Raw genomic sequence first — 24,369 nt, forward strand, 5'->3', positions numbered from 1 at the left:
TGGCATGCGTATCGCGACCTGGAACGTGAACTCGATCACCGCCCGCCTCCCGAGGCTGCTGGCCTGGCTGGAGAGCAGCGGCACGGACGTGCTGTGCCTCCAGGAGGCCAAGGTCGCCGCCGAGAAGTTCCCGGTCACCGAGCTGCGCGAGCTGGGCTACGAGGCGGCGGTCCATGCGACCGGGCGGTGGAACGGCGTCGCGGTGATCTCCCGCGTAGGCCTCGAAGACGTCGTCAAGGGCCTGCCCGGCGACCCCGGCTACGACGGCGCCGAGGAGCCCCGAGCGGTCTCCGCGACCTGCGGCCCGGTCCGCGTCTGGTCGGTCTACGTGCCGAACGGCCGCGAGGTGGACCACGCCCACTACGCGTACAAGCTCCAGTGGTTCGAGGCCCTGAAGGCGGCCGTCGCGGGCGATGCGACCGGCAGCCGCCCGTTCGCGGTGCTGGGCGACTACAACGTGGCCCCGACGGACGACGACGTCTACGACGTGGCCGCCTTCGAGGGCCTCACCCACGTCACCCCGGCCGAGCGCGCCGCCCTCACCTCCCTGCGCGAGGCCGGCCTCTCGGACGTCGTCCCGCGCCCCCTCAAGTACGACCACCCGTACACGTACTGGGACTACCGCCAGCTCGCCTTCCCCAAGAACCGCGGTATGCGCATCGACCTCGTCTACGGCAACGAGCCCTTCGCCAAGGCGGTCACCGACTCGTACGTGGACCGAGAGGAACGGAAGGGCAAGGGCGCCTCGGACCACGCGCCTGTTGTGGTCGACCTGGACGTGTAGACCCTTCAGGGGCGCGGGGAACTGCGGGCCCGGCCACAGACGGCCCGCACTCAGCTACGACCTGCAGCGAAGTGCCAGGCACTTACAGCAGCTTCAGGTCCACAGACTCCGCGAGCGCGGCCAACCCCACATCCCCCGGATGCAGATGATCCCCGCTGTCATAGGCGGGAAGCATCCGCGCGGGATGCGCAGGATCCCGCAACACCTCATCGAAGTCGAGCACCCCGTCGAACCCGGACCCGGCCCCGGACCGGATCCACTGGTTCACGGCGACACGCTGGGCGTCAACGGCAGCCGTACACCGCGCCTCCCCCTCACAGGGCGCGATCGTCGCGACCAGCACCCGCAGCCCGCGCCCACGCGCCCGCTCGGAGATCTCCCGCAGCCCGGCCACGACCTGCTCCGCACTCGCTCCCCAGCGGACGTCGTTGACCCCCTGGAAGACGACGACGGTACGTGCCGACGTCTGGGCGAGGACGTCCCGGTCCAGGCGGTGCAGCGCGCTCACACCACCCGTGTCCGTGGAGACCCCGTCGCCGGTGTAGCGGTCACTCGCCACACGGTTCGCCGAGATCCCATGGTTGAGGACCCCATAGCGCGGGACCACATTCTGGTTCAGCAGCCGCGCGGCGAGCACATTGGGCCAGCGCCGGTTCGCGTCCCGCGTCGACTTCTCGCCGTCCGTGATCGAGTCGCCGAGCAGCACGACGGATCCGGGCCCGCCGCCCACGTCGACACCGGTCAGCAGTGGCCAGGTGGTGATCGTCGAGGTGTAGGCGTCCGGGCCGCCGTCCCCGGCATGGTCGCCCGGCGTGCTGACGTACGACGTCTGGACGGCCAGGCTGTGCACGGGCGCCGCCGTCACCGTCCCGGGCAGATGGAAGCTCACGAGGAGATTGGCGTCCGCGGGCACGTCGAAGGCCAGCGGATCGCTGAACGCCTGTGCTCCCGCCGGGATCTCGGTGCCCGCCGCACCCCGGAACGACAGCGGCACGGGCGCGCTGCGCGGACTCGCGCCGGACGCCTGCACGGCCACCGTCGCGCTGCCGATCCGTACGGGCGTGGCGGCGAAGGTGTTGTCGAGCCGGATCCGCACCCGCGGCCCGCCCGTCGAGGTGTGCACCACGAGCCGCAGCGTCCGGTCCGTCCACTGCCCGACCGCCGTGTAGCCGGAGGCCGACGCGGCCCAACTCCCGGTCCAGCCACGGGAGTCGGTGCGCACCGAGAGTGCGAACACATGCAGGTCGGCGTTGCGCGGCAGCTCCACCGAAGCCACCTCGCGCCCCTGGACGATCGGCACGGTGACGACGTACAGCCTTGCCTTCTCGGCGAGTTGGCCGCCGGGGGTGTTGATGTGCGGCAGGGCCACGGCCTTGGTGGCGAGCGGTCCGCCGCGCCAGTCGGACGCGGTCAGCCGGTACGAGGAGCGCGAGCCGTTCGCGTACCGCACCACGCCCGTACCGCTCTCCTCGCCGCCGCCCGTGCCCGCCACCAGGAAGGCGAGCGCGTCGCCACGGCCTGCGACCCGTACGGACTGGCCGTCGGCGCGTACGTTGTCGGGCTCGCCCGCGGTCCGGCGGGGCCAGGTCAGCTGGGCGCCCTGGACCGTCAGCGAGCGCCCGGGCGTCCAGCCCGCGGCGGTCAGGTCCTGCGCCGACAGGGAGCCGCCCGAGCCGTCGAAGTCCGCCTCGCCGGGCCGCGCGTCGTCGCTGACGGCGGTGTTGTCGAAGTGCCGCTCCAGCGGCAACGGCCTCTCCTTGGCGGGCGCAGCGGGCAGCGCGGCCACCTCGGACCCTGCGGGCGACTCGGCCGTGGCAGCCGTGGCGGCCGTCGCGGGAACCGTCACCGCCGCCGACAGCAGAGCGAGAACGACGGCCGTACCCCAGACACGTCGGCGCACACCGACTCCTCCCACTGACGACTCACGGACCAACGGCTCACGAACCGCTCGGGCACGGTTCGCCGACGAGGTGACAGATGCACCGTGAAGCTAAAGAGGCGGCAGGGACTCGTCAATGATCCGGGCGCGAACTCGGCGCGAACTCCCTGGGAACAGGCGTTCCGCGTGCCCTGTGGTGCGCCGGGCGATAGGGATGACAGGCTGGGTGTATGAACATCCCTTTCCTGGGCAACTGGCGCAAGAAGCGGGGCCCTGCCGGAGGAGTCGCGGTCTTCTCCGACAGTGAGAGCGACCGCGAGGGGGTGGCCGAACTGCTCTCCGAGTGCGAGCTGCTGCGCTCCCAGGCACATCAGGCGGGGGTCGAACTCGACGACTCCGCAGCCTCGTTGGAGGCGCTGGACCAGTTGGTGCCGCGCTGGCGGGACGACGAGGAGAGCCTGCCCTGGCTGGGCAACGACGCCGGCCTCTATCTCGGCACGGTCATCGTGCGCACGGTCCCCGGCGCCGTCTGGGAGATCTGGCCGGGCGGCGAGCCGGTCGTACGACTGGCCTCCGGCCGTGAGTTCGACGTGGTGTCCATCGGTCACGAGTGGGCGGCCAGCGGTGCGCCCGAACTCTCACAGCTGTACGCCGAGGTCGCGGAAGCGTAAGGTTCAGGCCCCGGCTATCGCCTTAAATACGGCTAATGCCCGAAAAGTGCGTGTCGGGTATTAACTCCACTCTTGTGTGGATAGCTTGCGGGAATCGCGACACAGCTGAGAGTGGGTAGGGCTGAGGATGGCCGTCGATCCGTTGATCGAGCTGCGTGACGTCAACAAGTACTTCGGGGAGCTGCATGTCCTACAGGACATCAACCTCACCGTCGGCAAGGGGGAGGTGGTCGTGGTCATCGGCCCTTCGGGGTCGGGGAAATCGACTCTGTGCAGGGCCATCAACAGGCTGGAGACGATCCGTTCCGGGGAGATCAAGCTCGACGGGAAGCTGCTGCCGGAGGAGGGCAAGGACCTCGCCACGCTCCGCGCCGAGGTCGGGATGGTCTTCCAGGCGTTCAACCTCTTCGCGCACAAGACGGTGCTGCAGAACGTCTCGCTCGGTCAGATCAAGGTGCGTGGCCGCAAGAAGGCCGAGGCCGACAAGCGCTCGCTCGAACTCCTGGACCGCGTGGGCCTCGTCTCGCAGGCGCCCAAGTACCCCGCTCAGCTCTCCGGCGGCCAGCAGCAGCGCGTGGCCATCGCCCGCGCCCTCGCCATGGACCCCAAGGCGCTCCTCTTCGACGAGCCGACCTCGGCACTCGACCCGGAGATGATCAACGAGGTCCTGGAGGTCATGCAGCAACTCGCGCGCGAGGGCATGACCATGGTGGTCGTCACCCACGAGATGGGCTTCGCCCGCTCGGCCGCGAACCGTGTCGTCTTCATGTCCGACGGCCGCATCGTCGAGGACCGCACCCCCGAGGAGTTCTTCACCAACCCGCGCAGCGACCGCGCCAAGGACTTCCTCTCGAAGATCCTCAAGCACTGAGCGGGGGAGCGAGATCATGATCACATTCCCGCCGCCACTCTCGTTCCCGTCCCAACTCCACGTCCACGGAACGGAGTTGATTCCGGCGCCCGGATCCGGTGCGAAGTCCCTCCGGGGCGACGGGCCGACCACGCCGAACCTCGACTACGATATGCCGTTCACTGCCGTGGTGATGGGGACAGAGGCCGTGGACACCACCCCGGCCGAACCAGGGACGCTGCTGCCGGGCACGCGGTAGCGAGGGGCAATGGCCCGCCCGGCAGCAGCCGGAGATCACTGCTCGCGCAGCGGTACCGACACGTACGACTGGTCGGCCGCGGGCGAGGAGAAGGTCAGCTGCGCGCCGGTCGGGTTGTGCTCGATGTAGAGCGGGTCGACCGTGTCGACCACCAGGGCGAGTCGATGCCCTGCCGGGACGTCGTAGGCCGTGGAGAACAACTCCAGGTCGACGCCGAACGGCTTGCCGGGCGTCTGCCCGTGGAAGGTGTACGGCGCGTTGCTGACCAGCTTGCCGAGGCCGAGCGGGCCCACGTCGTAGAGGTACGCGACGAGGGTGCCGCTCTCCTTGGTGCTCGTGAGGGTTGTGTGCAATTTCGTGGTGCCGCGCACCCGTTGGGCGCTCGCGTACTTCTCCGACTGCCAGACCGCGGCGTACCGGCGGGGCAGCAGCGGGATCGAGGCCACCGGTGGCAGCTGTGCGAGCTGGTCGAGGATGCTGGAGAGGAAGATGATCCCGCCGTCCGCGCCCGAGTTGACGTTCGCGCGGATCGTGGTGGAGCCCGAGAGGGCGATCTTCTTGCGTGTCGCGCCGACCGACTTCCAGTCCGGGTAGCCCTCGTAGCCGCCGGTGGAGCGGGACTTGAGTTGGACCGGCTGCTCACGGTCGATGCCGTTGTCCACGCCCTTGAGGTAGTGGTCGAACCAGCGGCTCGTGTCCGTCCACACGTCGTTGGGGAGCCCGAACAGGCCGGTCACCTCGGCGGTGGCGTGGTCGCCGGGCCGGTACTCCAGTCGCTTCGGGCCGGTCAACCGCTCGTAGAACTTGGCATATTGGTTGGGCGGGAAGATCGTGTCGCCCCAGCCGTTGGCGAGCAGGATCGCCGCGCCGTTCTTGTTGAGCTGGTCGACGTAGGTCGAGGGGGAACGTTTCTTCCCCCAGGCGATCAGCTCGTGCTCCTTGTCGAGATTGGATGCGAAGAAGTCCTTGAAGATCTGCTGGAGTTCGGCGCTGGGGCGGCCGGTGATCTGGCCCGCGCCGTTGAGCAGGGCAGCGGCCTGGGAGTGCTGGGTGCGGCCCGAGTAGATCGAGTCGATGAGGTCGGCCCAGCCGCTGAGGGACGCGACGGCCTTGACGCGCTTGTCGTGCGCGGCGGCGAGCAGGCTGATGCCGGCGCCGTACGAGACGCCCGCCATGCCGATGTTCCGGGCGTCGGACGGGGTGTTGGCGAGCGCCCAGTCGATGACCTTCGAGGCGTCGGCTATGTCGGGTGGACCTGCTACTTCTATTTCTCCGCCCGACTGCCAGAAGCCGCGCACGTTGTAACTGACCACGACATAGCCGGAGTCGGCGAGTTTCTGGGCCTGGGCGAGGTACTCGACCTGGGGCAGGCCCCAGCTCGTGGGCAGCACGATGAGCGGGTAGGCGCGGGAGGCGTCGGCGTTCGCGGGCATGACGACATTGGCTTTGAGGACGGTTCCGCCGTCCCCTGTGATGTCCACGAACCTGACAGCGGCGGGCGCCGCCTGCGCGGCGGGGGCGAGCCCGAGAGCCGTGCCGGCGATCAGTGTCGCCGAGACGGCGCCTACGGCGGTGGTACGCAGGGCCTTGCGCGGGTGTCCCACAGGTCACTCCTCACACGTGTAAGTGCCAAAGTGACCCGACGGTAACCTCGTTGCCTTACCGCAAGTAACCCGTCGGTAAGTTACGCACGAGTAACGATTGTTGAAATGTGCTGGAACCTAGGAGGCGCGGTGCGTGCTCCGTGCGGGAACCGCAGGCAGTGGGGTCTGTGAGGCGCGAGTGACGTCCGCGACGAGCTCGACGACATCCGGCCCGTACGCCTGGGAGTTCACGACCTTCAGGAGGATCACGAAGGAGTTGTTGCCGTGCTTGCGGGCCAGCCGTTCGTGGTTGCGGGCGACATAGCGGGTCGCCGCCTGGTTGGTGATCGCTCGCTGGCCGCAGAAGAGGAAGACGGGCCGTGCCGTGTTGCCCGCCGTGAGCCGGGCGAGGATCACGTACTCGCCCTTGCCGGGCTCCAGCCGGTAGCGCTCGCTGCCTATCTGGAACGCACCGCGGTCCGGGCCCGGTTCGGGGTCGACGTTGACGCGGATCCCCGGCAGCAGCGAGTGCAGATGCGCGGCCATGCGCCGGTTCGACGACGGCCCGCCCACGCAGAACTCCGTGCGCTCCCCGAAGCCCTGCTGCGCCGCGTCGTGCGCGACGACCTGGGCGTGGGCGCCGCAGTCCTTGATCAGGGCGGAGAGTTCGAGCAGCGCGAAGACGTCATGGCGCATCACCGAGAGTTCCGCGCCGCCGGCCTCGCGGTTGACCACCAGGAGCGACTCGGAGTTGTCGGGCAGGCCGAAGAAGGCCTGCTTGCGGCGCAGCTTGCGCTTCCACAGGTACGTACGGGCGAGCCAGCCCAGCGCGGCGCTGAGGCCGGCGGCGACCACGCCGAGGACGATGTTGCGCACGTCGTCATTCATGGGCGCGCATGCTAGCGGGCACCTGCACCGGTGTTCGAGAGGGACCTGACGCGGCCATGTCCAGGAGTTACGCTGCGCAGACGGTCGTTAACTGGAGGTACGGATGGGGCGCTCGGGCGCGCGGAGTCTGGCTGTGGTGGCGGTTTCGGCAGCGGTGATGTCGGTGGGGGCGGCGCCGCCCTCTTCGGGACCTTCCGGGGGCTCCGGCCCGGCCGAGAAGGTGCCGGTGGCCGTCGGGTACGGCGGGGCCGTCGCGAGCGTGGACGCGGACGCCTCGGCCGCCGGGATCGAGATCCTCCGCAAGGGCGGCAACGCGGTGGACGCGGCCGTCGCCACGGCGGCGGCGCTCGGCGTCACCGAGCCGTACTCGTCGGGCATCGGCGGGGGCGGCTACTTTGTCTACTACGACGCCAAGTCCCGTACGGTGCGGACCATCGACGGCCGTGAGACGGCGCCCCTGACGGCCGACTCGGGGCTCTTCCTGGAGAACGGCCAGCCGATCCCGTTCGCCGACGCCGTGACCAGCGGACTGGGCGTGGGCACGCCCGGGACGCCCGCCACCTGGCAGAAGGCGCTGGACAGCTGGGGCAGCAAGCGGCTCGGCTCGCTGCTGAAGCCCGCGGAGCGGCTCGCGCGCGACGGGTTCACCGTCGACGCCACGTTCCGCTCGCAGACCCAGTCCAACGAGGCGCGGTTCCGGAACTTCCCCGACACGGCCGAGCTGTTCCTGCCGGGCGGCTCGCTGCCGGTGGTCGGCTCGACGTTCAAGAACCCCGATCTGGCCCGTACGTACGAGGAGTTGGGCCGCAAGGGCGTGGACGCGCTATATCGAGGCAAGCTGGCCAAGGACATCGTCGACACGGTGAACAAGCCGCCGGTGGACCCGGGTTCGGGCTACAACGCGCGCCCCGGCGAGCTGTCCCTGAAGGACCTGGCGAAGTACGAGGCGAAGCGGCAGGCGCCCACGAAGACCTCGTACCGCGGACTGGGCGTCTACTCGATCGCGCCCTCGTCCTCCGGCGGCACCACGGTCGGTGAGGCCCTCAACATCCTTGAGAACACCGACCTTTCGAAGGCCACGGACGTCCAGTACCTGCACCGCTACATCGAGGCGAGCCGGATCGCCTTCGCGGACCGGGGCCGCTGGGTGGGCGACCCCGCCTTCGAGGACGTACCGACGAAGGAACTCCTCTCACAGAAGTACGCCGACTCGCGCGAGTGCCTCATCAAGGACGACGCGGTGCTGACCAGCCCGCTGGCGCCCGGGGATCCGCGCGATCCGGCGGCGTGCTCGGCCGGTGGCACGGCCGCGCCGACGACGTACGAGGGCGAGAACACGACGCATCTGACGGCGGCCGACAAGTGGGGCAACGTCGTCGCCTACACCCTCACCATCGAGCAGACCGGCGGCAGCGGGATCACCGTCCCGGACCGGGGCTTCATCCTCAACAACGAGCTGACGGACTTCTCCTTCGCACCGGCGAGCCCGGCCGTGCACGACCCGAACCTGCCCGGGCCGGGCAAGCGTCCGCGCTCGTCGATCTCGCCGACCATCGTCCTCGACGCCCACGCCAAGCCGGTGGTGGCACTGGGCTCGCCCGGCGGCGCGACCATCGTGACGACGGTCCTGCAGACGCTGACCGGGTTCGTCGACCGGGGCCTCCCGCTCGTCGACGCGATCGCCGCCCCGCGTGCCAGCCAGCGCAACCAGACGACCACCGAGCTCGAACCGGGCCTGTGGAACAGCCCGTTGAGGGCCCAGCTGGAGTCTCTGGGTCACGGCTTCCGGCAGAACCCGGAGATCGGCGCGGCGACCGGCGTCCAGCGCCTGCCGAACGGCAAGTGGCTGGCGGCGGCCGAGACCGTACGCCGGGGCGGTGGGTCGGCGATGGTGGTGCGGCCGGCGCCGTAGACCGCAGCGGTTGGATCCGTGAGGGGTCGGGTCCGTGAGGCGTCGGCAGGAGGTCAGAAGGTGGTCAGCGGGCCGTGAGGATGCGCGGCCCCGCGTCCGTGATGGCCACCGTGTGTTCCGCGTGGGCCGCTCGGGTGCCGTCGTTCGTGCGGAGGGTCCAGCCGTCGGCGGCGGCGTGGTACTCGTCGGTGCCGCCGGCGATGAGCATGGGCTCGATGGCGAGGGCCATGCCGTGCCGCAGCGGCAGGCCGCGGCCGGGCCGCCCCTCGTTCGGCACGGGCGGGTCCTCGTGCATGCGGCGGCCTATTCCGTGGCCGCCGAAGCCGTCCGGGATGCCGTACCCCGCCTCGCGGCACACCGTGCCGATCGCGTGCGCGATGTCGCCGATGCGGTTGCCGACGACGGCCGCCTCGATGCCCGCGGCGAGGGCCCGCTCGGCGGTCTCGACGAGGTGCAGGTCGGCGGGGCGCGGTGTGCCGACCACGAAGCTGATCGCCGAGTCGCCCACCCAGCCGCCGAGCTCGGCGCCGAAGTCGATCGAGACCAGGTCGCCGTCGCGCAGCCGGTAGCCGGTCGGGATGCCGTGCACGATCGCGTCGTTCACGGAGGCGCAGATCACGGCCGGGAAGGGCACGGGGGCGAAGGAGGGCCGGTAGCCGAGGAAGGGCGAGCCTGCGCCCGCGTCCCGCAGGACCTGGTGCGCGACCTCGTCCAGCTCCAGGAGCGAGACACCCACGCCGGCGGCCTCCCGTACCGCCGTGAGGGCGCGGGCCACGACCTGGCCCGCTTCGTACATCGCGTCGATAGACGTGTCCGTCTTCAGTTCCACCATGCCAATTACTATACCGGTCGAGGTGTGGGCGCCGGCCTCCACCCTCCTATTCAAATAACGGTCGCCGGTATTAGGGTGGGCGCATGGTGCGAACCCCGCTGACCCCCGAAGAGCACGAACGCGGCGAGCGGCTCGGCAAGCTGCTGCGTGAGGCCCGCGGTGGCCGCAGCATGGTGGAGATCGCCGCGAGCGCGGGCATCTCCGCCGAGACCCTCCGCAAGATCGAGACCGGCCGCGCGCCGACCCCCGCCTTCTTCACGGTGGCCGCGCTGGCGCGGGTGCTGGGCCTCTCGATGGACGAGATCGCGGGCACTTGTGCACTCGCCCCGGCGTGACGCACAGATGACGCCCCGTCAAGTCCTGGGCTTTTTACGTCGGAATCCCTCGTGTTGGGGCCCCTCACGTCACAGTCCGGGTCAGTAACCGCACTCTGCGTCCGGGTCGAAAACTCGTTGTAGCCATTCCGTAACACGAACGGTGTTTTCTATCGAACCGGAGTACTCCAGTCTGGCGTGGGGTGAAGGCAATGGCGGTGGAACAACTCCCGGGCCAGGTGCGGGAGTTCGCGCAATATCTCAATGGTCTGCTGTCCCGGCTCGACCAGGGCGGCGGCTGGTGCGGCGTGTTCTGGCAGCGCGACCCCGAGGGGATGCGGGCCTGTCTGGACGGTACGGAGGTGCCGCCCTGGGACGTCGTACAGGCACTCCTCCAGGACGTCGCCGCCGAGTTCGGCGACCGGGCCGCCGCCCAGGAGTCCGACCGGGCGCGGGCACTGCACGGCGCGTCGCTGGCCGCGTACGACGGGCGGCCCGGTGGCCGTGACGCCCTCAGCGACCGCCTCGACGTCATGCTCCGCGAACAGCGCTACGCCGCCGAGCGGCTCTCCGAACTCGGCCGCTCACTGCGTACGGCCACCGGCCCGGAAGAGGCCGAGTCCTACCGCATCGACCTCGCCTGGGCCCGCGACGACCACGACCGCGCGACCGCCCGCTGTGCCGAACTCCGCTCCCGCATGGACGAGTTGGACCGACGCGCGGTCGGCGGCCGGGCGCAGGGAGCGCTGACCATCCCGCCCGGCGAGATCGGTACGGACGTCTTCTGGGACGAGGAGCCCCGGACCGGCCGGAGCGCCGGCGGGAGCGATGGGCCGTCCACGGGACGCGGGGGCCCGCAGCGCCCCGCGCCGGAGGAGGACGACTGGCCGGACCTCTGGCGCGACGCGTCCGCGGACCGGGCCGCCGGGGAGGCCGCCAGACAGGCGGCCGAGAGCGGCTGGCAGGCCGCCGCACCCGCCCCCGAGGCCGCCCCGCACCCCACGGCCGCCCAGGAGGACGAGGCGGCGGCCCCCGAGCCTCCCGAGCCCGCCAAGGCCCGCGCCCCCAAGCAGCGCTCGAAGCGCCGTGCGCGTGGCAGCGCCCGGTTCGCCGGAATGATGGACGAGGACGCCGCCGCTGCCGTACCGGCCATGCCCGTGCCGTCCACCGCGGAGCCCACGCTGCGCGGGGCCCGCTTCGCCGGAGTCGCCGAGGAGCCCGCGCGACCGAAGGCGCGGCGAGAGCCGCTGGACGACGAGGCGCGCCGGACCACCGTCCAGACCGTCGAGCGGCTCGTCCGGCTGCGGCGGGAGGGCCACAGCGGTGAGGCCCACGCCGTACTGGTCGAGGCCGCGTACTGGCCCGCCGCCCGTTTCCCGCTCCTCGCCGCCGAGCTCCACCGCGCGGGCCTCGGCGCCGACTGGGCCACCCTCCTCTGGGAGGCCGCCTCCCTGCCCGCCGACCGCCTGGTCGCCGCCGCCGACGCACTCGCGGTGGCGGGACGCACCGCGGACGGCGACCAGATGCTCCGCCAGGGCGTCGTACGCCCCGCCCCGGAAATAGGCGAGGCCGTACTGGGCCTGGTCGGGGAGGACCGTCACCGCGAGGTCCGGGCCCTCCTGGATGCGTACGTCCGCATCCGCACCCCCGAAGAGGCCGCCCGCAGCGTCGAGACCGACCCGCCCCGCCTCATCCCCCTCCTCCTCGAAGCGGCCCGCCGCGTCTCACAGCAACGCCACTGGGACCTGATCCACGCCCTGAGGGTGGCGGGCTACACGGCGTGAGCCGACCCGGACCGGGGAAGGGTTCACCTCCGAGGCCCCGGCCCGCCTGCAAAGGGGGCGCGGGGGACTGCGCGACCGGCCCACGACGACCCGCACCCGCCCACGACCCGCACCATCCACCCCGGTAGGCGCTCCAAACCGCCGGAGGCTAACCCACAGGGGTAGGAAACAAGATCGACTCAGCCGGTTAACGACGATGGTCTTGCCCAGCGCAGCGCCTCCGCTTACTTTCGGGGCTCTACGCCCATCATCTACGGGCGTAGAAGCTCTCTGACGTCCCGTCGAAGGAGCAGCTCATGGCCAACGTCGTACGCGCCGCTCTGGTCCAGGCCACCTGGACCGGCGACACCGCATCCATGGTCGCCAAGCACGAGGAGCACGCCCGCGAGGCGGCCCGTCAGGGTGCGAAGATCATCGGATTCCAGGAAGTCTTCAACGCCCCCTACTTCTGCCAGGTCCAGGAGCCGGAGCACTACCGCTGGGCCGAACCGGTACCGGACGGGCCCACCGTCACCCGTATGCAGGAGCTAGCCCGCGAGACCGGCATGGTGATCGTGGTCCCGGTCTTCGAGGTCGAACAGTCCGGCTTCTACTTCAACACGGCCGCGGTGATCGACGCCGACGGCTCGTACCTCGGCAAGTACCGCAAGCACCACATCCCCCAGGTCAAGGGCTTCTGGGAGAAGTACTACTTCAAACCGGGCAACCTCGGCTGGCCCGTCTTCGACACCGCGGTCGGCAAGGTCGGCGTCTACATCTGCTACGACCGGCACTTCCCGGAGGGCTGGCGCCAGCTCGGTCTGAACGGCGCGCAGCTCGTCTACAACCCGTCGGCGACCTCCCGCGGTCTGTCCGCCCACCTCTGGCAGCTGGAACAGCCGGCCGCGGCCGTCGCCAACGAGTACTTCATCGCCGCGATCAACCGGGTCGGCGAGGAGGAGTACGGGGACAACGACTTCTACGGGACGTCGTACTTCGTCGACCCGCGCGGCCAGTTCGTCGGTGAGACCGCGAGCGACAAGAGCGAGGAACTCGTCGTCCGCGACCTCGACTTCGACCTGGTCGAGGAGGTCCGCCAGCAGTGGGCCTTCTACCGGGACCGCCGCCCCGACGCGTACGAAGGGCTGGTGCAGCCGTGACGACCGACGCACCCCAGGGCCAGGCACACGGCTCGGCCAAGCACCTGTACCAGCGCCACCAGTCCGTCCTCCCCGACTGGCTGGCCGTCTACTACGCCGACCCGATCGAGCTCACCCACGGCGAGGGCCGCCACGTCTGGGACGCCGAGGGCAACAAGTACCTCGACTTCTTCGGCGGCATCCTCACCACGATGACCGCGCACGCCCTGCCCGAGGTGACGAAGGCCGTCAGCGAGCAGGCCGGCCGGATCATCCACTCCTCCACGCTGTACCTGAACCGGCCGATGGTGGACCTGGCCGAGCGGATCGCCAAGTTGTCGGGCATCCCGGACGCGCGCGTGTTCTTCACGACCTCCGGCACCGAGGCCAACGACACGGCCCTGCTGCTGGCCACCGCGTACCGCCGCAGCAACCAGATCCTGGCGATGCGCAACAGCTACCACGGCCGTTCGTTCACCTCGGTCGGCATCACCGGCAACAAGGGCTGGTCACCGACCAGCCTCTCGCCCCTCCAGACGCTGTACGTGCACGGCGGCGTCCGCACCCGCGGCCCGTACGCCGATCTCGACGACGCCGGCTTCATCGCGGCCTGTGTCGCCGACCTGGAGGACCTGCTCGGCCATGTCCGCCCGCCCGCGGCCCTGATCGCCGAACCCGTCCAGGGAGTCGGCGGCTTCACCGCACCGCCGGACGGCCTGTACGCGGCCTTCCGCGAAGTCCTCCACGAGCGCGGCATCCTGTGGATCGCCGACGAGGTGCAGACCGGCTGGGGCAGGACCGGCGACAACTTCTGGGGCTGGCAGGCGCACGGCCAGAACGGCCCGCCGGACATACTCACCTTCGCCAAGGGCATCGGCAACGGCATGTCCATCGGCGGTGTCGTCGCCCGCGCCGAGGTCATGAACTGCCTGGACTCCAACTCCATCTCGACGTTCGGCGGCACCCAGATCACCATGGCCGCGGGCCTCGCCAACCTCACGTACCTCCTGGAACACGACCTCCAGGGCAACGCCCGCCGGGTCGGCGGCCTGCTCATCGAGCGGCTGCGGGCCATCGCGGCGCAACTGCCGGGGGTACGGGAGGTCCGGGGCCGGGGTCTCATGATCGGTATCGAGCTGGTGAAGCCCGGCACCGACCAGGCCGATCCGGACGCGGCGGCCGCCGTGCTCGAAGCTGCCCGCGAGGGAGGCCTGTTGATCGGCAAGGGCGGTGGCCACAACACCAGCGTCCTGCGCATCGCCCCACCGCTGTCGCTCACCGTCGCGGAGGCCGAGGAGGGCGCCGCGATCCTGGAGCGCGCTCTGCGGGGCAGCCAGTTCTGACGAGGCGTCGGCCCTGAGGAGCGTTCAGCAACGCAAGATTGAAGGTTCGCCGCATGACCACCGCCTTGGAACCCGCCCTGTCGGTCCGCCAGGTCCTCGCCCTGGAGCGGGTGCTCGCCGGGGAGCCCGAGGTGGTGGCCGGCGCGGGCCAGCTCGACCGGCCCGTGCGCTGGGTGCACGTCGCCGAGGCCGCCGACGTCGGCGTGATGCTCAGCGGCGGCGAGATGGTCCTCACCACCGGGGTGCTGCTCGCGGGCGACCCGGAGGCCCAGGCCGAGTACATCCGCTCACTGCACCGCGCGGAGGCCTCGGCCGTCGTCCTCGGACTCGGCCGGGCCTTCCCGACCCCGCCCGAGGTGATGCGCCGGGCGGCCGAGCGGTGCGGGCTGCCGATGGTGGTGCTCCACCGCCCGTTCCCCTTCGCGGAGTTGACCGAAGAGGTCCAATCCAGGCTCGTACGGCGGAAGTTCGCGGCCGTCAGCCTGTCGGAGTCCGTCCGGACGGCGCTGACCGGGCTCATCACGGCGGGCGCCCCGCTGCAGCGGATGCTCGACGAGATCGCCTCGCACAGCGCGTGCCCCGTCGTCGTCACCAACCTCGCCCACCGCGTCCTCGCCACGGCGGGGGAGCGGTCCGCGGTCGACGACGTGCTGCGCGACTGGGAGCGCATCGCGCGGCAGGCCGGCGGCAGCGAGGGCGACGGCTGGGTCCGTGCCGAACTCGGCGGACGCGGCGAGCGCTGGGGCCGCATCGTGCTGTGCGGCTACCGCGGCGACGCCGCCACCGGACGGCTGCTCGCCGACCGCGGGGCCGAGGCCCTGGTCCTGCACCGCATGCTCGGCGGCACCGTGCACTCCTGGGAGGAGCAGTCCGCCGAGAGCCTGCTCACCGACCTCGTCTCCGGAGTCGTACCCGCCCGCCAACTGCTGCCCCGGGCCCGGGCGGCCGGGCTTCCGGTCAACCGCCGGACGTTCGTCCCCCTGGTCGTACGGGACGCGGAGGCGGCCCAACTCGACCGCGTACTGCGCCTGTTGGGGCTGCCCGGGCTCGTCGCCGAGCTGGCCGACGGGGTCATCGCCGTACTACTGAGCCTGGCCAGGGACCAGGACGCCGAGGCCCTCGCCGCCCACTTCGCCACCCGGCTGCGTACGGAGGCGGGCGGTGGTGCGGACGGCGACTGCAAGGCGGTCGTCGTCGCCGCGGCGGACGCGCGGACCGGGTGGGACGACGTGCCCGCCGGGCTGCGGGAAGCCCGGCACGTGGCCGACGCCGTCGCCGAGAGCCCCGCCGGGCTCGACCTGCCGGTCGTGGTGCGGCTGCGGGACGTCCATCTGCGCGGGCTGGTCCGGCTGCTGCGGGACGACCCGCACGTCCAGTCCTTCGCCGAGCGGGAGCTGGACGGGCTGCTGTGCGGGGCCGACGCCGAGTCGGAGCTGCTGCCTGTGCTGCGGACGTATCTCGCCACCGGCCGCAACAAGTCGCGCACCGCACAGCTCCACCATGTCTCGCGGCCCGCGCTGTACCGGCGGCTGGAGGCGATAGAGGCGCGGCTCCGGGTCGATCTCGACGACTTCGAGCAGGCGGCCTCCGTGCACATCGCCCTCCTCGCGCACGACGCGCAACAGGGCTGAGACCCCCGACGCGCAACAGCTCCGAAACACAGAAGGACCTGGGAAAACGGTGGTGAAACATGGGCCTTGGCAAGGGTGACACCGTGGAACGCCACACGCCCTCAGACGTGACACGCTGCAACTCAAAGACGACTTCCGGACTTCCTAGGCTCGCCGCACACCGAGCGACCGGAGGTCCCGATGAGCAGAGTGATCCGCGCCGCCGTCTTCCAGACCGCATGGACGGGCGACAAGGAATCGATGATCCAGGTCCACGAGCAGGCGGCCCGCGACGCGGCCGCACAGGGTGCTCAGGTCCTGTGCTTCCAGGAACTGTTCTACGGGCCCTATTTCTGCCAGGTCCAGGACAAGGCGTTCTACGAGTACGCCGAACAGATCCCCGAGGGCCCGATCGTCCAGCGCTTCCAGGCGCTCGCCAGGGAACTGGGCATCGTCCTCGTGCTGCCGATGTACGAGGAGGAGCAGCCCGGCGTCCTCTACAACACGGCCGCGGTGATCGACGCCGACGGCTCGTACCTCGGCAAGTACCGCAAGCACCACATCCCGCAGGTCGAGGGCTTCTGGGAGAAGTTCTACTTCCGCCCCGGCAACGCCGGTTGGCCGATCTTCGACACCGCGGTCGGCAGGATCGGCGTCTACATCTGCTACGACCGGCACTTCCCGGAGGGCTGGCGCGCGCTGGGTCTCGCCGGGGCCGAGATCGTCTTCAACCCGTCCGCCACCTCACGCGGACTGTCCGCCTACCTCTGGCAGTTGGAGCAGCCGGCCGCGGCCGTCGCCAACGAGTACTTCGTGGGCGCCATCAACCGCGTCGGCGTGGAGGAGCTGGGCTCCAACGACTTCTACGGCACCTCGTACTTCGTGGACCCGGAGGCCCAGTTCGTCGGGGAGGTGGCGAGCGACAAGGAGACCGAACTCGTCGTCCGCGACCTGGACATGGCCAAACTCCGCGCGGTACGCGACCGCTGGCAGTTCTACCGCGACCGCCGCCCGGAGGCGTACGAGCCGCTGACGTCTCCCTGACCCGGGGGGGGGTACGTCGGAGGCTCCCCGCGCCCCGGGGTTATAGGGGCGCGGGGAACTGCGCAACCAGCCACGACGCACCCGCACGTACCCAACGACCGCATTCCACCGGGGTGCCACGACAGGAGAGGAAACCATGAGCAGCCGTACAGTCATCCGCGGTGGCCTAGTGATCACCGCGTCGGACGAACTCCACGCGGACGTCCTGGTGGAGGACGGCCGCATCGCCGCCCTCGCCGCGAGCGGCACCCCCGCCGCCGAGGCATGGACGGCCGAGCGGACCATCGACGCGACCGGGAAGTACGTGATCCCGGGCGGAGTCGACGCCCACACCCACATGGAGCTGCCGTTCGGCGGCACCTTCGCCTCCGACTCCTTCGAGACCGGCACCCGGGCCGCGGCCTGGGGCGGCACGACCACGATCGTCGACTTCGCGGTGCAGAGCGTCGGCCACTCGCTGCGCGAGGGCCTCGACGCCTGGAACGCCAAGGCCGACGGCAAGTGCGCCATCGACTACGCCTTCCACATGATCGTCTCCGACGTGAACCAGGACACGCTCAAGGAGATGGACCTGCTGGTCGAGGAGGGCGTCACCTCCTTCAAGCAGTTCATGGCCTACCCCGGCGTCTTCTACAGCGACGACGGCCAGATCCTGCGCGCCATGCAGCGCTCCGCCGAGAACGGCGGCCTGATCATGATGCACGCGGAGAACGGCATCGCGATCGACGTGCTGGTGGAGCAGGCGCTGGCCAGGGGCGAGACCGACCCCCGGTACCACGGAGAGGTCCGCAAGGCCCTCCTCGAAGCCGAGGCCACCCACCGCGCCATCAAGCTCGCCCAGGTGGCCGGAGCGCCGCTGTACGTCGTGCACGTCTCGGCGCAGCAGGCGGTCGCCGAGCTGGCACGGGCGCGCGACGAGGGCCTGAACGTCTTCGGCGAGACCTGCCCGCAGTACCTGTTCCTGTCGACCGACAACCTCGCGGAGCCCGACTTCGAGGGCGCCAAGTACGTGTGCTCGACACCGCTGCGGCCCAAGGAGCACCAGGCCGCCCTGTGGCGGGGCCTGCGGACCAACGACCTCCAGGTCGTCTCCACCGACCACTGCCCCTTCTGCTTCGTCGGTCAGAAGGAGCTGGGCCGCGGCAACTTCTCGAAGATCCCCAACGGGCTCCCGGGCGTCGAGAACCGCATGGACCTGCTCCACCAGGCCGTCGTCGACGGACACATCACGCGCCGCCGCTGGATCGAGATCGCCTGCGCCACCCCGGCCCGGATGTTCGGCCTGTACCCGAAGAAGGGCACGATCGCGCCGGGCGCCGACGCGGACGTCGTCATCTACGACCCGCACGCCGAGCAGATCATGTCCGCCGAGACGCACCACATGAACGTCGACTACTCGGCATACGAGGGCAAGCGCACCACCGGCCGCGTCGAGACGGTCCTCTCGCGGGGCGAACTCGTCATCACCGAGCGGGAGTTCACCGGGCGCGCCGGGCACGGCGTCTACACCCCCCGCTCCACCTGTCAGTACCTGAACTAGGAGTGGCGCACATGGACTTCGGACTTGTCCTGCAGACCGACCCACCTGCCTCCCGCGTCATCAGCCTGATGAAGCGGGCCGAGCGCAACGGCTTCACGTACGGCTGGACGTTCGACTCCGCCGTGCTCTGGCAGGAGCCGTTCGTGATCTACAGCCAGATCCTCTCCAACACCACGAAGCTGAAGGTCGGCCCGATGGTGACGAACCCGGGCACCCGCACCTGGGAGGTCACCGCCTCGACCTTCGCCACGCTCAACGACATGTTCGGCAACCGCACGGTCTGCGGTATCGGGCGCGGCGACTCGGCGATGCGCGTGGCCGGCCGCAAGCCCAACACGCTCGCCCGGATCAGCGAGGCCATGAAGGTCATCCGCGCGCTGGGCCGCGGCGACGAGGCGGACCTCGGCGGCACGGTCATCAAGTTCCCGTGGATCAAGCCCGGCGCCGAACTCCCCGTCTGGATGGCCGCGTACGGCCCGAAGGCGCTGAAGATGACCGGTGAGGAGGCCGACGGCTTCATCCTCCAGCTCGCCGACCTCTACCTGACCGAGTACATGGTCAAGGCCGTGAAGACCGCGGCAGCCGAGGCCGGACGTGACCCCGACGAGGTCAAGATCTGTGTCGCCGCGCCCGCCTATGTCACCGAGGACGACTCGCCCGAGGCGCTCGCCCACGCGCGTGAGCAGTGCCGCTGGTTCGGCGGGATGGTCGGCAACCACGTCGCCGACCTCGTCTCGAAGTACGGCGAGCACTCCGCCGCCGTACCCGACGAACTCACCGACTACATCAAGTCCCGTGAGGGCTACGACTACTCGCACCACGGACGCAGCGGCAACCCCGACACCCAGTTCGTGCCCGACGAGATCGTCGACCGGTTCTGTCTGATCGGGTCGGCCGAGAAGCACATCGAGAAGCTGAACGCGCTGCGCGAACTGGGTGTTGACCAGTTCGCTCTGTACGACATGCATGACGCTCAAGAGGCGGTCATCGAGGCGTATGGATCAACGGTCATTCCTGCCGTCAACGGTTGAGGGCCGGCCGCGGCCGTTGACGACCTGTCCCAATGGTTGATGGTCGACCCATCCATCAACCATTGACGGCATCCGCTCCACCCTGCTCCACCCACTCAAGTCGTCCCCTTCCCACCTCCCCGGGAAGGGGACCGCACCACCGAATCACCGCACCACCACCCCCACGTCGCCACCCGCACGGCCTTTCCCGTCCCGCCTCATCGATTGGCCTGCCCATGACCGAAACCGTCCCCACGGGGCCGCCGATATCCCAGTCCGCCGACACCGACGGCCGGATCGAACTCAGCCCCGGGGCCTTCCCCGCCGACAGTCCCTTCGCCAACGAGGACCTGCGTCCCGTCCCCGTCTCCGAGCGCAAGTGGACGACGTACAACTTCGCGGCGCTGTGGATATCCATGGCCCACTGCATCCCCAGCTGGACCCTGGCCTCCGGCCTGGTCGCCCTCGGCATGGACTGGAAGCAGGCCGTCTTCACCATCGCCCTGGCCAACATCATCGTGCTGCTGCCGATGCTGGCCACCGGTCACGCGGGACCCAAGTACGGCATCCCGTTCCCCGTGCTCGCCCGCGCCTCGTTCGGGCTTCGCGGTGCCAACATCCCGGCGCTGATCCGCGCCGCCGTGGCCTGTGGCTGGTTCGGCATCCAGACCTGGATCGGCGGCAGCGGCATCTTCGCCCTGGGCTCCAAGCTCACCGGCGGTGAGTGGGAGAACGCGGGGAAGATCGCGGGCAACCCGTGGCCGCTGTGGCTCTGTTTCCTCCTCTTCTGGGCCCTGCAGATCGCGATCATCTACCGCGGTATGGACTTCCTGCGGCACTTCGAGAACTGGGCCGCGCCCGTCGTGATCGTCGGCGCGTTCGCGCTGCTCATCTGGATCGCGGTCAAGGCCGACGGCTTCGGCGCGCTCCTCGACCAGCCCTCCAAGCTTGGCTGGGGCGCGGACTTCTGGCCGGTCTTCTTCCCGTCGCTGATGGGCATGATCGGCTTCTGGGCGACCCTGTCCCTCAACATCCCGGACTTCACGCGCTTCGGCGCCAGCCAGAAGGCGCAGACCTGGGGGCAGTCCCTCGGTCTGCCCACGACGATGACGCTCTTCGCGATCCTCGCCGTGCTGGTCACGTCAGGCTCCGAGGCCGTCTACGGAGAGGCGATCTGGGACCCGGTGGCCCTCGCGGCCAAGACGGACAACGCCTTCGGTCTGCTCTTCGCGCTCTTCATCGTGTTGATCGCCACGATCTCCGTCAACATCGCGGCGAACGTGGTGTCCCCTGCCTACGACCTGTCCAACCTGGCCCCGAAGTTCATCAACTTCCGTACGGGCGCGCTGATCACGGGTGTCATCGGCATCCTGATCTTCCCGTGGAAGCTGATCTCCACGCCCGAGTTCTACATCTTCACCTGGCTCGGTGTGGTCGGCGGTCTGCTCGGCACGGTCGCGGGCATCCTGATCGCCGACTACTGGATCATCCGCCGTACGGTCCTGCACCTCGCCGACCTCTACACGCCCGGCGGGCGCTACTGGTACTCGAACGGCTGGAACTGGCGGGCGGTGCTGGCCTTCGTGGTCGGCGGTGTCCTGGCGGTCGGCGGCTCGTACTCCAACGTCGACGCCAAGGGCGCGAAGCTCGGCCCGTTCCCGACGGACGGACTCATCCCGTTCCTCAAGCCGCTCGCGGACTACGGCTGGGCGATCGGCCTCGCCTCGTCGCTCGTCCTGTACGTCGCGTTGATGGCGCCGTTCGCACGGGCGGAGAGCGCGGAGCGCGAGGGGCGCACGGTGAAGGCCGACCAGGTCGTCTGACGACGGCGGGCCGCGTTGGGAGCCTCTCTTACTGAGCGGCCTCCAGCGCGGCCATCGCCTCCTTGGCGGCCTTGATGGCGCCCTTGTTGATCTCGTCCGTACTGGGCGCCTTCTTCGACTCGAAGTCACTGCCGTTGTACGTGATGACGACCATGGCGTTGGAGGCCTGGACGAACACCTGGCCCTCGCGCGTCTGCTGTTTGTCCTCGGTGGTGAGGTTCACCACCGAGTAGGCCGCGTCCCCGAGACCGGGAACGACCCCTCCGCCGCTCTTCTCCGTCGTGCGCTGCTTGTAGGCGGCCTGGGCGGCCTGGTCCGATTTCTTGATTTCGTACGAAATGTCGAGCCAGCGGTAATCGAAGCCCTTGAGCGCGTTCCACGAACAGGTGCGCCGCAGCGACTCGTCGGTCGACGGGATCTCCTTGCCGGCCGTCTTGGCGTCCGGCACCAGCGAGGACACCGTCTTCTTCGACACACCGGTGCAGGGCGCGGGCGAGGTGCGGTACGTGCGGCTCGCCGCGGCGGTCGACGGCGCGGACGGTGACGACCCGCCGTCGGGGGCCGCCTTCTTCTCCGCGGCCGGGGTCGCGGCGAACGGCCCGGACGACAACGACCAGCCCGCCAGGGCGAGCACGACAACCGGCAGCAGACGCGCGGTCAGAGCGAGAGGAAGAGAACGCACGGCGCACATTTCGTGGGGGACGGTGCGGAGGGTCCGCACAGCGGACGGGACGCCAGTGTCACATGCCTGCCTGTGGGGCGGTAGTACAAACTCGCTCCGTGCCCGCGTGGTGACACTGGCTCACCCTTGACGGTCCATGACCCCGTGCGATATCGGGGCACCGAGGGGCAGAGCCCGCTCGATGCGGTCAACGGCGGCGAACGCACCGTACGCGACGAGCCGGACCAGACAGCGGTCCGTGTACGGCGGCTGCTTCCACGCCGCCACATCCTCGTCGGTGATCCGGTACGGAGCCAGCGCGGCCAGTATCGCCAGCCGCGCCCCGGGCCTGTTCCTCCGGTCCGGCAGGGCGTCCCACACCAACGGCTGATGCGTACCGTCCCACGCCGCGACGACGTTTCGTACGAGGTCCTGGTCGGCCTCGGTCAGCAGGTCGGCGCCTGCCAGGGCGGCCGTCCGCAGTGCCGCGTAGGCCGGGGCGACCGTCGTGCCGGCCGCCCAGGACGGGCCGGGGCCCGGGTCGCCGTCGAGGAGGGCGAGGCTCGTGCCCGGGGTGAGACGCCAGCGCAGCGTCTTCGCCAGGGAACGGCCGGCGAGGCTGCGGACCGGCCTGAACCGCTGGGTGTTGCCCGGCAGCAGGTTCTCCGTCAGCAGGGCCGAGACGATCCGGTTGATGAAGTGGAAGGACAGGGCGGTCCCCACGTACGCGGCCGTGTGCCGGGCGAAGAACGGCAGCGGGGTGAGATCCGGGTGGCCCGGGACCCGCGTCGCCTCGCCCCAGGCGACCATGCGTGCCTGCACCTCCTTCTCCGGGGTCCCCCCGCGGGCCAGACGCTCCGCGAGGGCGTGGTCGCCGGTGGCGTGGAGCAGGACGGTGTGCGCGTCCACGCAGAACGGACACCTGTTGGCGCGGGACACCCCGAGCGCGGCCAGCTCCTTGCCGGTGCGGCTGCCGTCGCCCGCGAGCAGCGACTCACGCATCAGGGCCCAGGTGGCGGCGAGGAGTTCGGGCGCGGACGACAGGACGACGAAGGTGACGGCGCCGTCGATCCCGAAGTCCTCGGAGAGCTGTGAGTAGACCTCGGCGGTCCGGCCGGTGGCGGACCTGGGCGGCGGAGGCTGCGTGTAGCGAAAGGGCGTGGTCACGAACGGGTAGCTGAAGGGTGTGGTCATACCGAGAACCCTCGCTCCCGGAGGTGCCCCCAGGCGTCGTACGGCCGAAGGCAGTTGGCGGTGCTCCGACGCGACCGCGCCGGGCACCGCACTACTGCGCCAGGAGTAGTCGCGGGGCCGTCCACAGGGCTGACGACCCTGTCGGCACGGCGGTCTACCGTACGGACATGGACGCGGACCAGGCCACTCTCAAGCGGCTCGCCGACGTGGCGCTCGCCGTCGTGATCGGCGCGATCGTCGTGTCCGTGGCGGCCTTCGACAAGGACACCGCGCCGGTCGACTACGCGCTGATCGTGACCGGTTCGCTCGCGCTGGCCGCGTACCGGAAGGCGCCTCGCCTGGTGCTCGCCGTCACCACGACCGCGCTGGCCGGCTATGTGCTGCACACCGAACCAGGGCTGGTGGCCGCCCTCCCGGTGATGGCCGCGGTCCATACGGCGGCACAGGCCGGGCACCGGAGCGCGGGCGCTGCCGCGGGCGGGGTGTTCCTCGGGGCGTGGCTCGCGACGGGAGTCACCTCCCAGGACACCGTCGAGCAGACCGCGTTGCTCGCGGGCTGGTTCCTGTGCGCCGTCGTGACCGGTCTTGCGGGCCGCAACTGGCAGGCGTATCTGCGCCAGACGGAACAACGCGCGCTGGAGGCCGAACGCACCCGCGAGGAGGCGGCACTGCGCAGGGCGGGTGAGGAACGCCTGCGCATCGCCCGTGAGTTGCACGACTCCCTCACGCACAGCATCTCGATCGTCAAGCTCCAGGCGGGAGTCGCCGTCCACCTCGCGCGCAAGCGCGGCGAGGAGATATCCCCGGCCCTGCTTGCCATCCAGGAGGCGAGCGGCGAGGCCATGCGCGAACTGCGCGCCACCCTCGAGGTGTTGCGCACCGACGAGCCGACCGGCACCCCTGCCCTGCTCGTGGAGCGCGCCCGGGCCGCGGGCCTCGCCGTCGACCTGACCGTGACCGGCCACGAGCGCCCTCTGACGGCGACCGTGGACCGCGCCACGTACCGCATCGTCCAGGAGGCCCTGACGAACGCCGCCCGGCACGCAGGGCCCGCCAAGGTGGCCGTCCAACTGGAGTACGAGGAAAGCGAGTTGACGATACGCGTCGACGACGACGGCACCGCCGAACCGTCCCGGCCGTGCGCCGAGGGCATCGGACTCACCGGCATGCGCGAACGCGTCACGGCCCTCGGCGGCACCCTGCACGCCGCCCCGCGCGCGGAGGGCGGCTTCTCGGTACGGGCCCGAGTGCCGTTGGACCTGCCGTGAGC

At 70.3% G+C, this 24,369-nt stretch carries 21 protein-coding genes; 15 read left to right on the forward strand and 6 right to left on the reverse strand.

The window, feature by feature from the left end:
* The first annotated feature begins 4 nt into the window (after positions 1–4).
* The gene (locus ACN20J_RS39395) at positions 5–784 is read left to right on the forward strand and encodes an exodeoxyribonuclease III (RefSeq protein WP_189840854.1); all 780 of its coding nucleotides are present in this window, start codon (positions 5–7) and stop codon (positions 782–784) included.
* Positions 785–866: 82 nt separating this feature from the next.
* On the opposite strand, the gene ACN20J_RS39400 is transcribed toward ACN20J_RS39395, so the two are convergent.
* Positions 867–2,684 (reverse strand): SGNH/GDSL hydrolase family protein, encoded by a 1,818-nt coding sequence (locus tag ACN20J_RS39400; RefSeq protein WP_419667769.1) that lies wholly within the window; start codon positions 2,682–2,684, stop codon positions 867–869.
* Between the two features lie 209 nt (positions 2,685–2,893).
* On the opposite strand from ACN20J_RS39400, the gene ACN20J_RS39405 reads away from it, so the two are divergent.
* From ACN20J_RS39405 to ACN20J_RS39415, 3 genes are all read left to right on the forward strand, one after another.
* Positions 2,894–3,334: a DUF6278 family protein gene (locus ACN20J_RS39405; protein ID WP_189840856.1), complete on the forward strand. Its 441-nt coding sequence runs from the start codon at positions 2,894–2,896 to the stop codon at positions 3,332–3,334.
* A gap of 127 nt (positions 3,335–3,461) precedes the next feature.
* Entirely contained in the window at positions 3,462–4,205 is a 744-nt protein-coding gene (locus ACN20J_RS39410) for an amino acid ABC transporter ATP-binding protein (protein WP_189840857.1), read from the forward strand.
* A gap of 16 nt (positions 4,206–4,221) precedes the next feature.
* Positions 4,222–4,443 carry a hypothetical protein gene (locus tag ACN20J_RS39415; RefSeq protein WP_190227141.1) on the forward strand — a complete coding sequence of 74 codons (222 nt, stop codon included), beginning with the start codon at positions 4,222–4,224 and terminating at the stop codon, positions 4,441–4,443.
* Between the two features lie 35 nt (positions 4,444–4,478).
* On the opposite strand, the gene ACN20J_RS39420 is transcribed toward ACN20J_RS39415, so the two are convergent.
* Positions 4,479–6,047 carry an alpha/beta fold hydrolase gene (locus tag ACN20J_RS39420; protein ID WP_419667770.1) on the reverse strand — a complete coding sequence of 523 codons (1,569 nt, stop codon included), beginning with the start codon at positions 6,045–6,047 and terminating at the stop codon, positions 4,479–4,481.
* Between the two features lie 117 nt (positions 6,048–6,164).
* Positions 6,165–6,914, reverse strand: a complete 750-nt coding sequence (locus ACN20J_RS39425; protein WP_189840860.1) for a hypothetical protein — start codon at positions 6,912–6,914, stop codon at positions 6,165–6,167.
* Between the two features lie 103 nt (positions 6,915–7,017).
* Between ACN20J_RS39425 and ggt the strand changes: the two genes are divergently transcribed.
* Complete coding sequence (gene ggt / locus ACN20J_RS39430) at positions 7,018–8,826, forward strand: gamma-glutamyltransferase (protein WP_419667771.1); 1,809 nt, start codon at positions 7,018–7,020, stop codon at positions 8,824–8,826.
* Positions 8,827–8,890: 64 nt separating this feature from the next.
* Here the strand turns inward: ggt and map are convergent, their stop codons facing one another.
* The gene (map, locus tag ACN20J_RS39435; protein WP_189840862.1) at positions 8,891–9,658 is read right to left on the reverse strand and encodes a type I methionyl aminopeptidase; all 768 of its coding nucleotides are present in this window, start codon (positions 9,656–9,658) and stop codon (positions 8,891–8,893) included.
* Between the two features lie 83 nt (positions 9,659–9,741).
* Between map and ACN20J_RS39440 the strand changes: the two genes are divergently transcribed.
* From ACN20J_RS39440 to ACN20J_RS39480, 9 genes are all read left to right on the forward strand, one after another.
* Entirely contained in the window at positions 9,742–9,993 is a 252-nt protein-coding gene (locus ACN20J_RS39440; protein WP_055614860.1) for a helix-turn-helix domain-containing protein, read from the forward strand.
* Positions 9,994–10,184: 191 nt separating this feature from the next.
* A complete protein-coding gene (locus ACN20J_RS39445) occupies positions 10,185–11,756 on the forward strand; it encodes a hypothetical protein (protein ID WP_190227144.1) in 1,572 nt (523 codons plus the stop codon).
* Between the two features lie 296 nt (positions 11,757–12,052).
* On the forward strand, positions 12,053–12,895 hold the full coding sequence (locus ACN20J_RS39450; protein WP_361999178.1) for a nitrilase-related carbon-nitrogen hydrolase: 843 nt from the start codon (positions 12,053–12,055) through the stop codon (positions 12,893–12,895).
* On the forward strand, positions 12,892–14,217 hold the full coding sequence (locus ACN20J_RS39455) for an aspartate aminotransferase family protein (RefSeq protein WP_259333610.1): 1,326 nt from the start codon (positions 12,892–12,894) through the stop codon (positions 14,215–14,217). Before ACN20J_RS39450 ends, ACN20J_RS39455 begins: the two co-directional genes overlap by 4 nt.
* Before the next feature lie 53 nt (positions 14,218–14,270).
* Positions 14,271–15,848: a PucR family transcriptional regulator gene (locus ACN20J_RS39460; protein ID WP_419667773.1), complete on the forward strand. Its 1,578-nt coding sequence runs from the start codon at positions 14,271–14,273 to the stop codon at positions 15,846–15,848.
* 180 nt (positions 15,849–16,028) lie between these two features.
* On the forward strand, positions 16,029–16,871 hold the full coding sequence (locus ACN20J_RS39465) for a nitrilase-related carbon-nitrogen hydrolase (protein ID WP_419667774.1): 843 nt from the start codon (positions 16,029–16,031) through the stop codon (positions 16,869–16,871).
* A 136-nt stretch (positions 16,872–17,007) separates the two neighbouring features.
* Positions 17,008–18,411 (forward strand): dihydropyrimidinase, encoded by a 1,404-nt coding sequence (hydA, locus tag ACN20J_RS39470; RefSeq protein WP_189840866.1) that lies wholly within the window; start codon positions 17,008–17,010, stop codon positions 18,409–18,411.
* An 11-nt stretch (positions 18,412–18,422) separates the two neighbouring features.
* Positions 18,423–19,442, forward strand: coding sequence for a TIGR03842 family LLM class F420-dependent oxidoreductase (locus ACN20J_RS39475; RefSeq protein ID WP_189840867.1), 1,020 nt, complete (start codon positions 18,423–18,425; stop codon positions 19,440–19,442).
* Positions 19,443–19,657: 215 nt separating this feature from the next.
* Positions 19,658–21,244: an NCS1 family nucleobase:cation symporter-1 gene (locus ACN20J_RS39480; protein WP_190227147.1), complete on the forward strand. Its 1,587-nt coding sequence runs from the start codon at positions 19,658–19,660 to the stop codon at positions 21,242–21,244.
* Between the two features lie 28 nt (positions 21,245–21,272).
* Here the strand turns inward: ACN20J_RS39480 and ACN20J_RS39485 are convergent, their stop codons facing one another.
* Positions 21,273–21,935, reverse strand: coding sequence for a hypothetical protein (locus tag ACN20J_RS39485; RefSeq protein WP_189840869.1), 663 nt, complete (start codon positions 21,933–21,935; stop codon positions 21,273–21,275).
* Between the two features lie 111 nt (positions 21,936–22,046).
* Positions 22,047–23,072 carry a carboxymuconolactone decarboxylase family protein gene (locus ACN20J_RS39490; protein WP_419669036.1) on the reverse strand — a complete coding sequence of 342 codons (1,026 nt, stop codon included), beginning with the start codon at positions 23,070–23,072 and terminating at the stop codon, positions 22,047–22,049.
* Positions 23,073–23,266: 194 nt separating this feature from the next.
* Between ACN20J_RS39490 and ACN20J_RS39495 the strand changes: the two genes are divergently transcribed.
* Positions 23,267–24,367 (forward strand): sensor histidine kinase, encoded by a 1,101-nt coding sequence (locus ACN20J_RS39495; RefSeq protein WP_419667775.1) that lies wholly within the window; start codon positions 23,267–23,269, stop codon positions 24,365–24,367.
* Positions 24,368–24,369: the final 2 nt, after the last annotated feature.

This window comes from Streptomyces sp. 2-1 (assembly GCF_048564895.1).
Classification (GTDB): Bacteria; Actinomycetota; Actinomycetes; order Streptomycetales; family Streptomycetaceae; genus Streptomyces; species Streptomyces phaeochromogenes.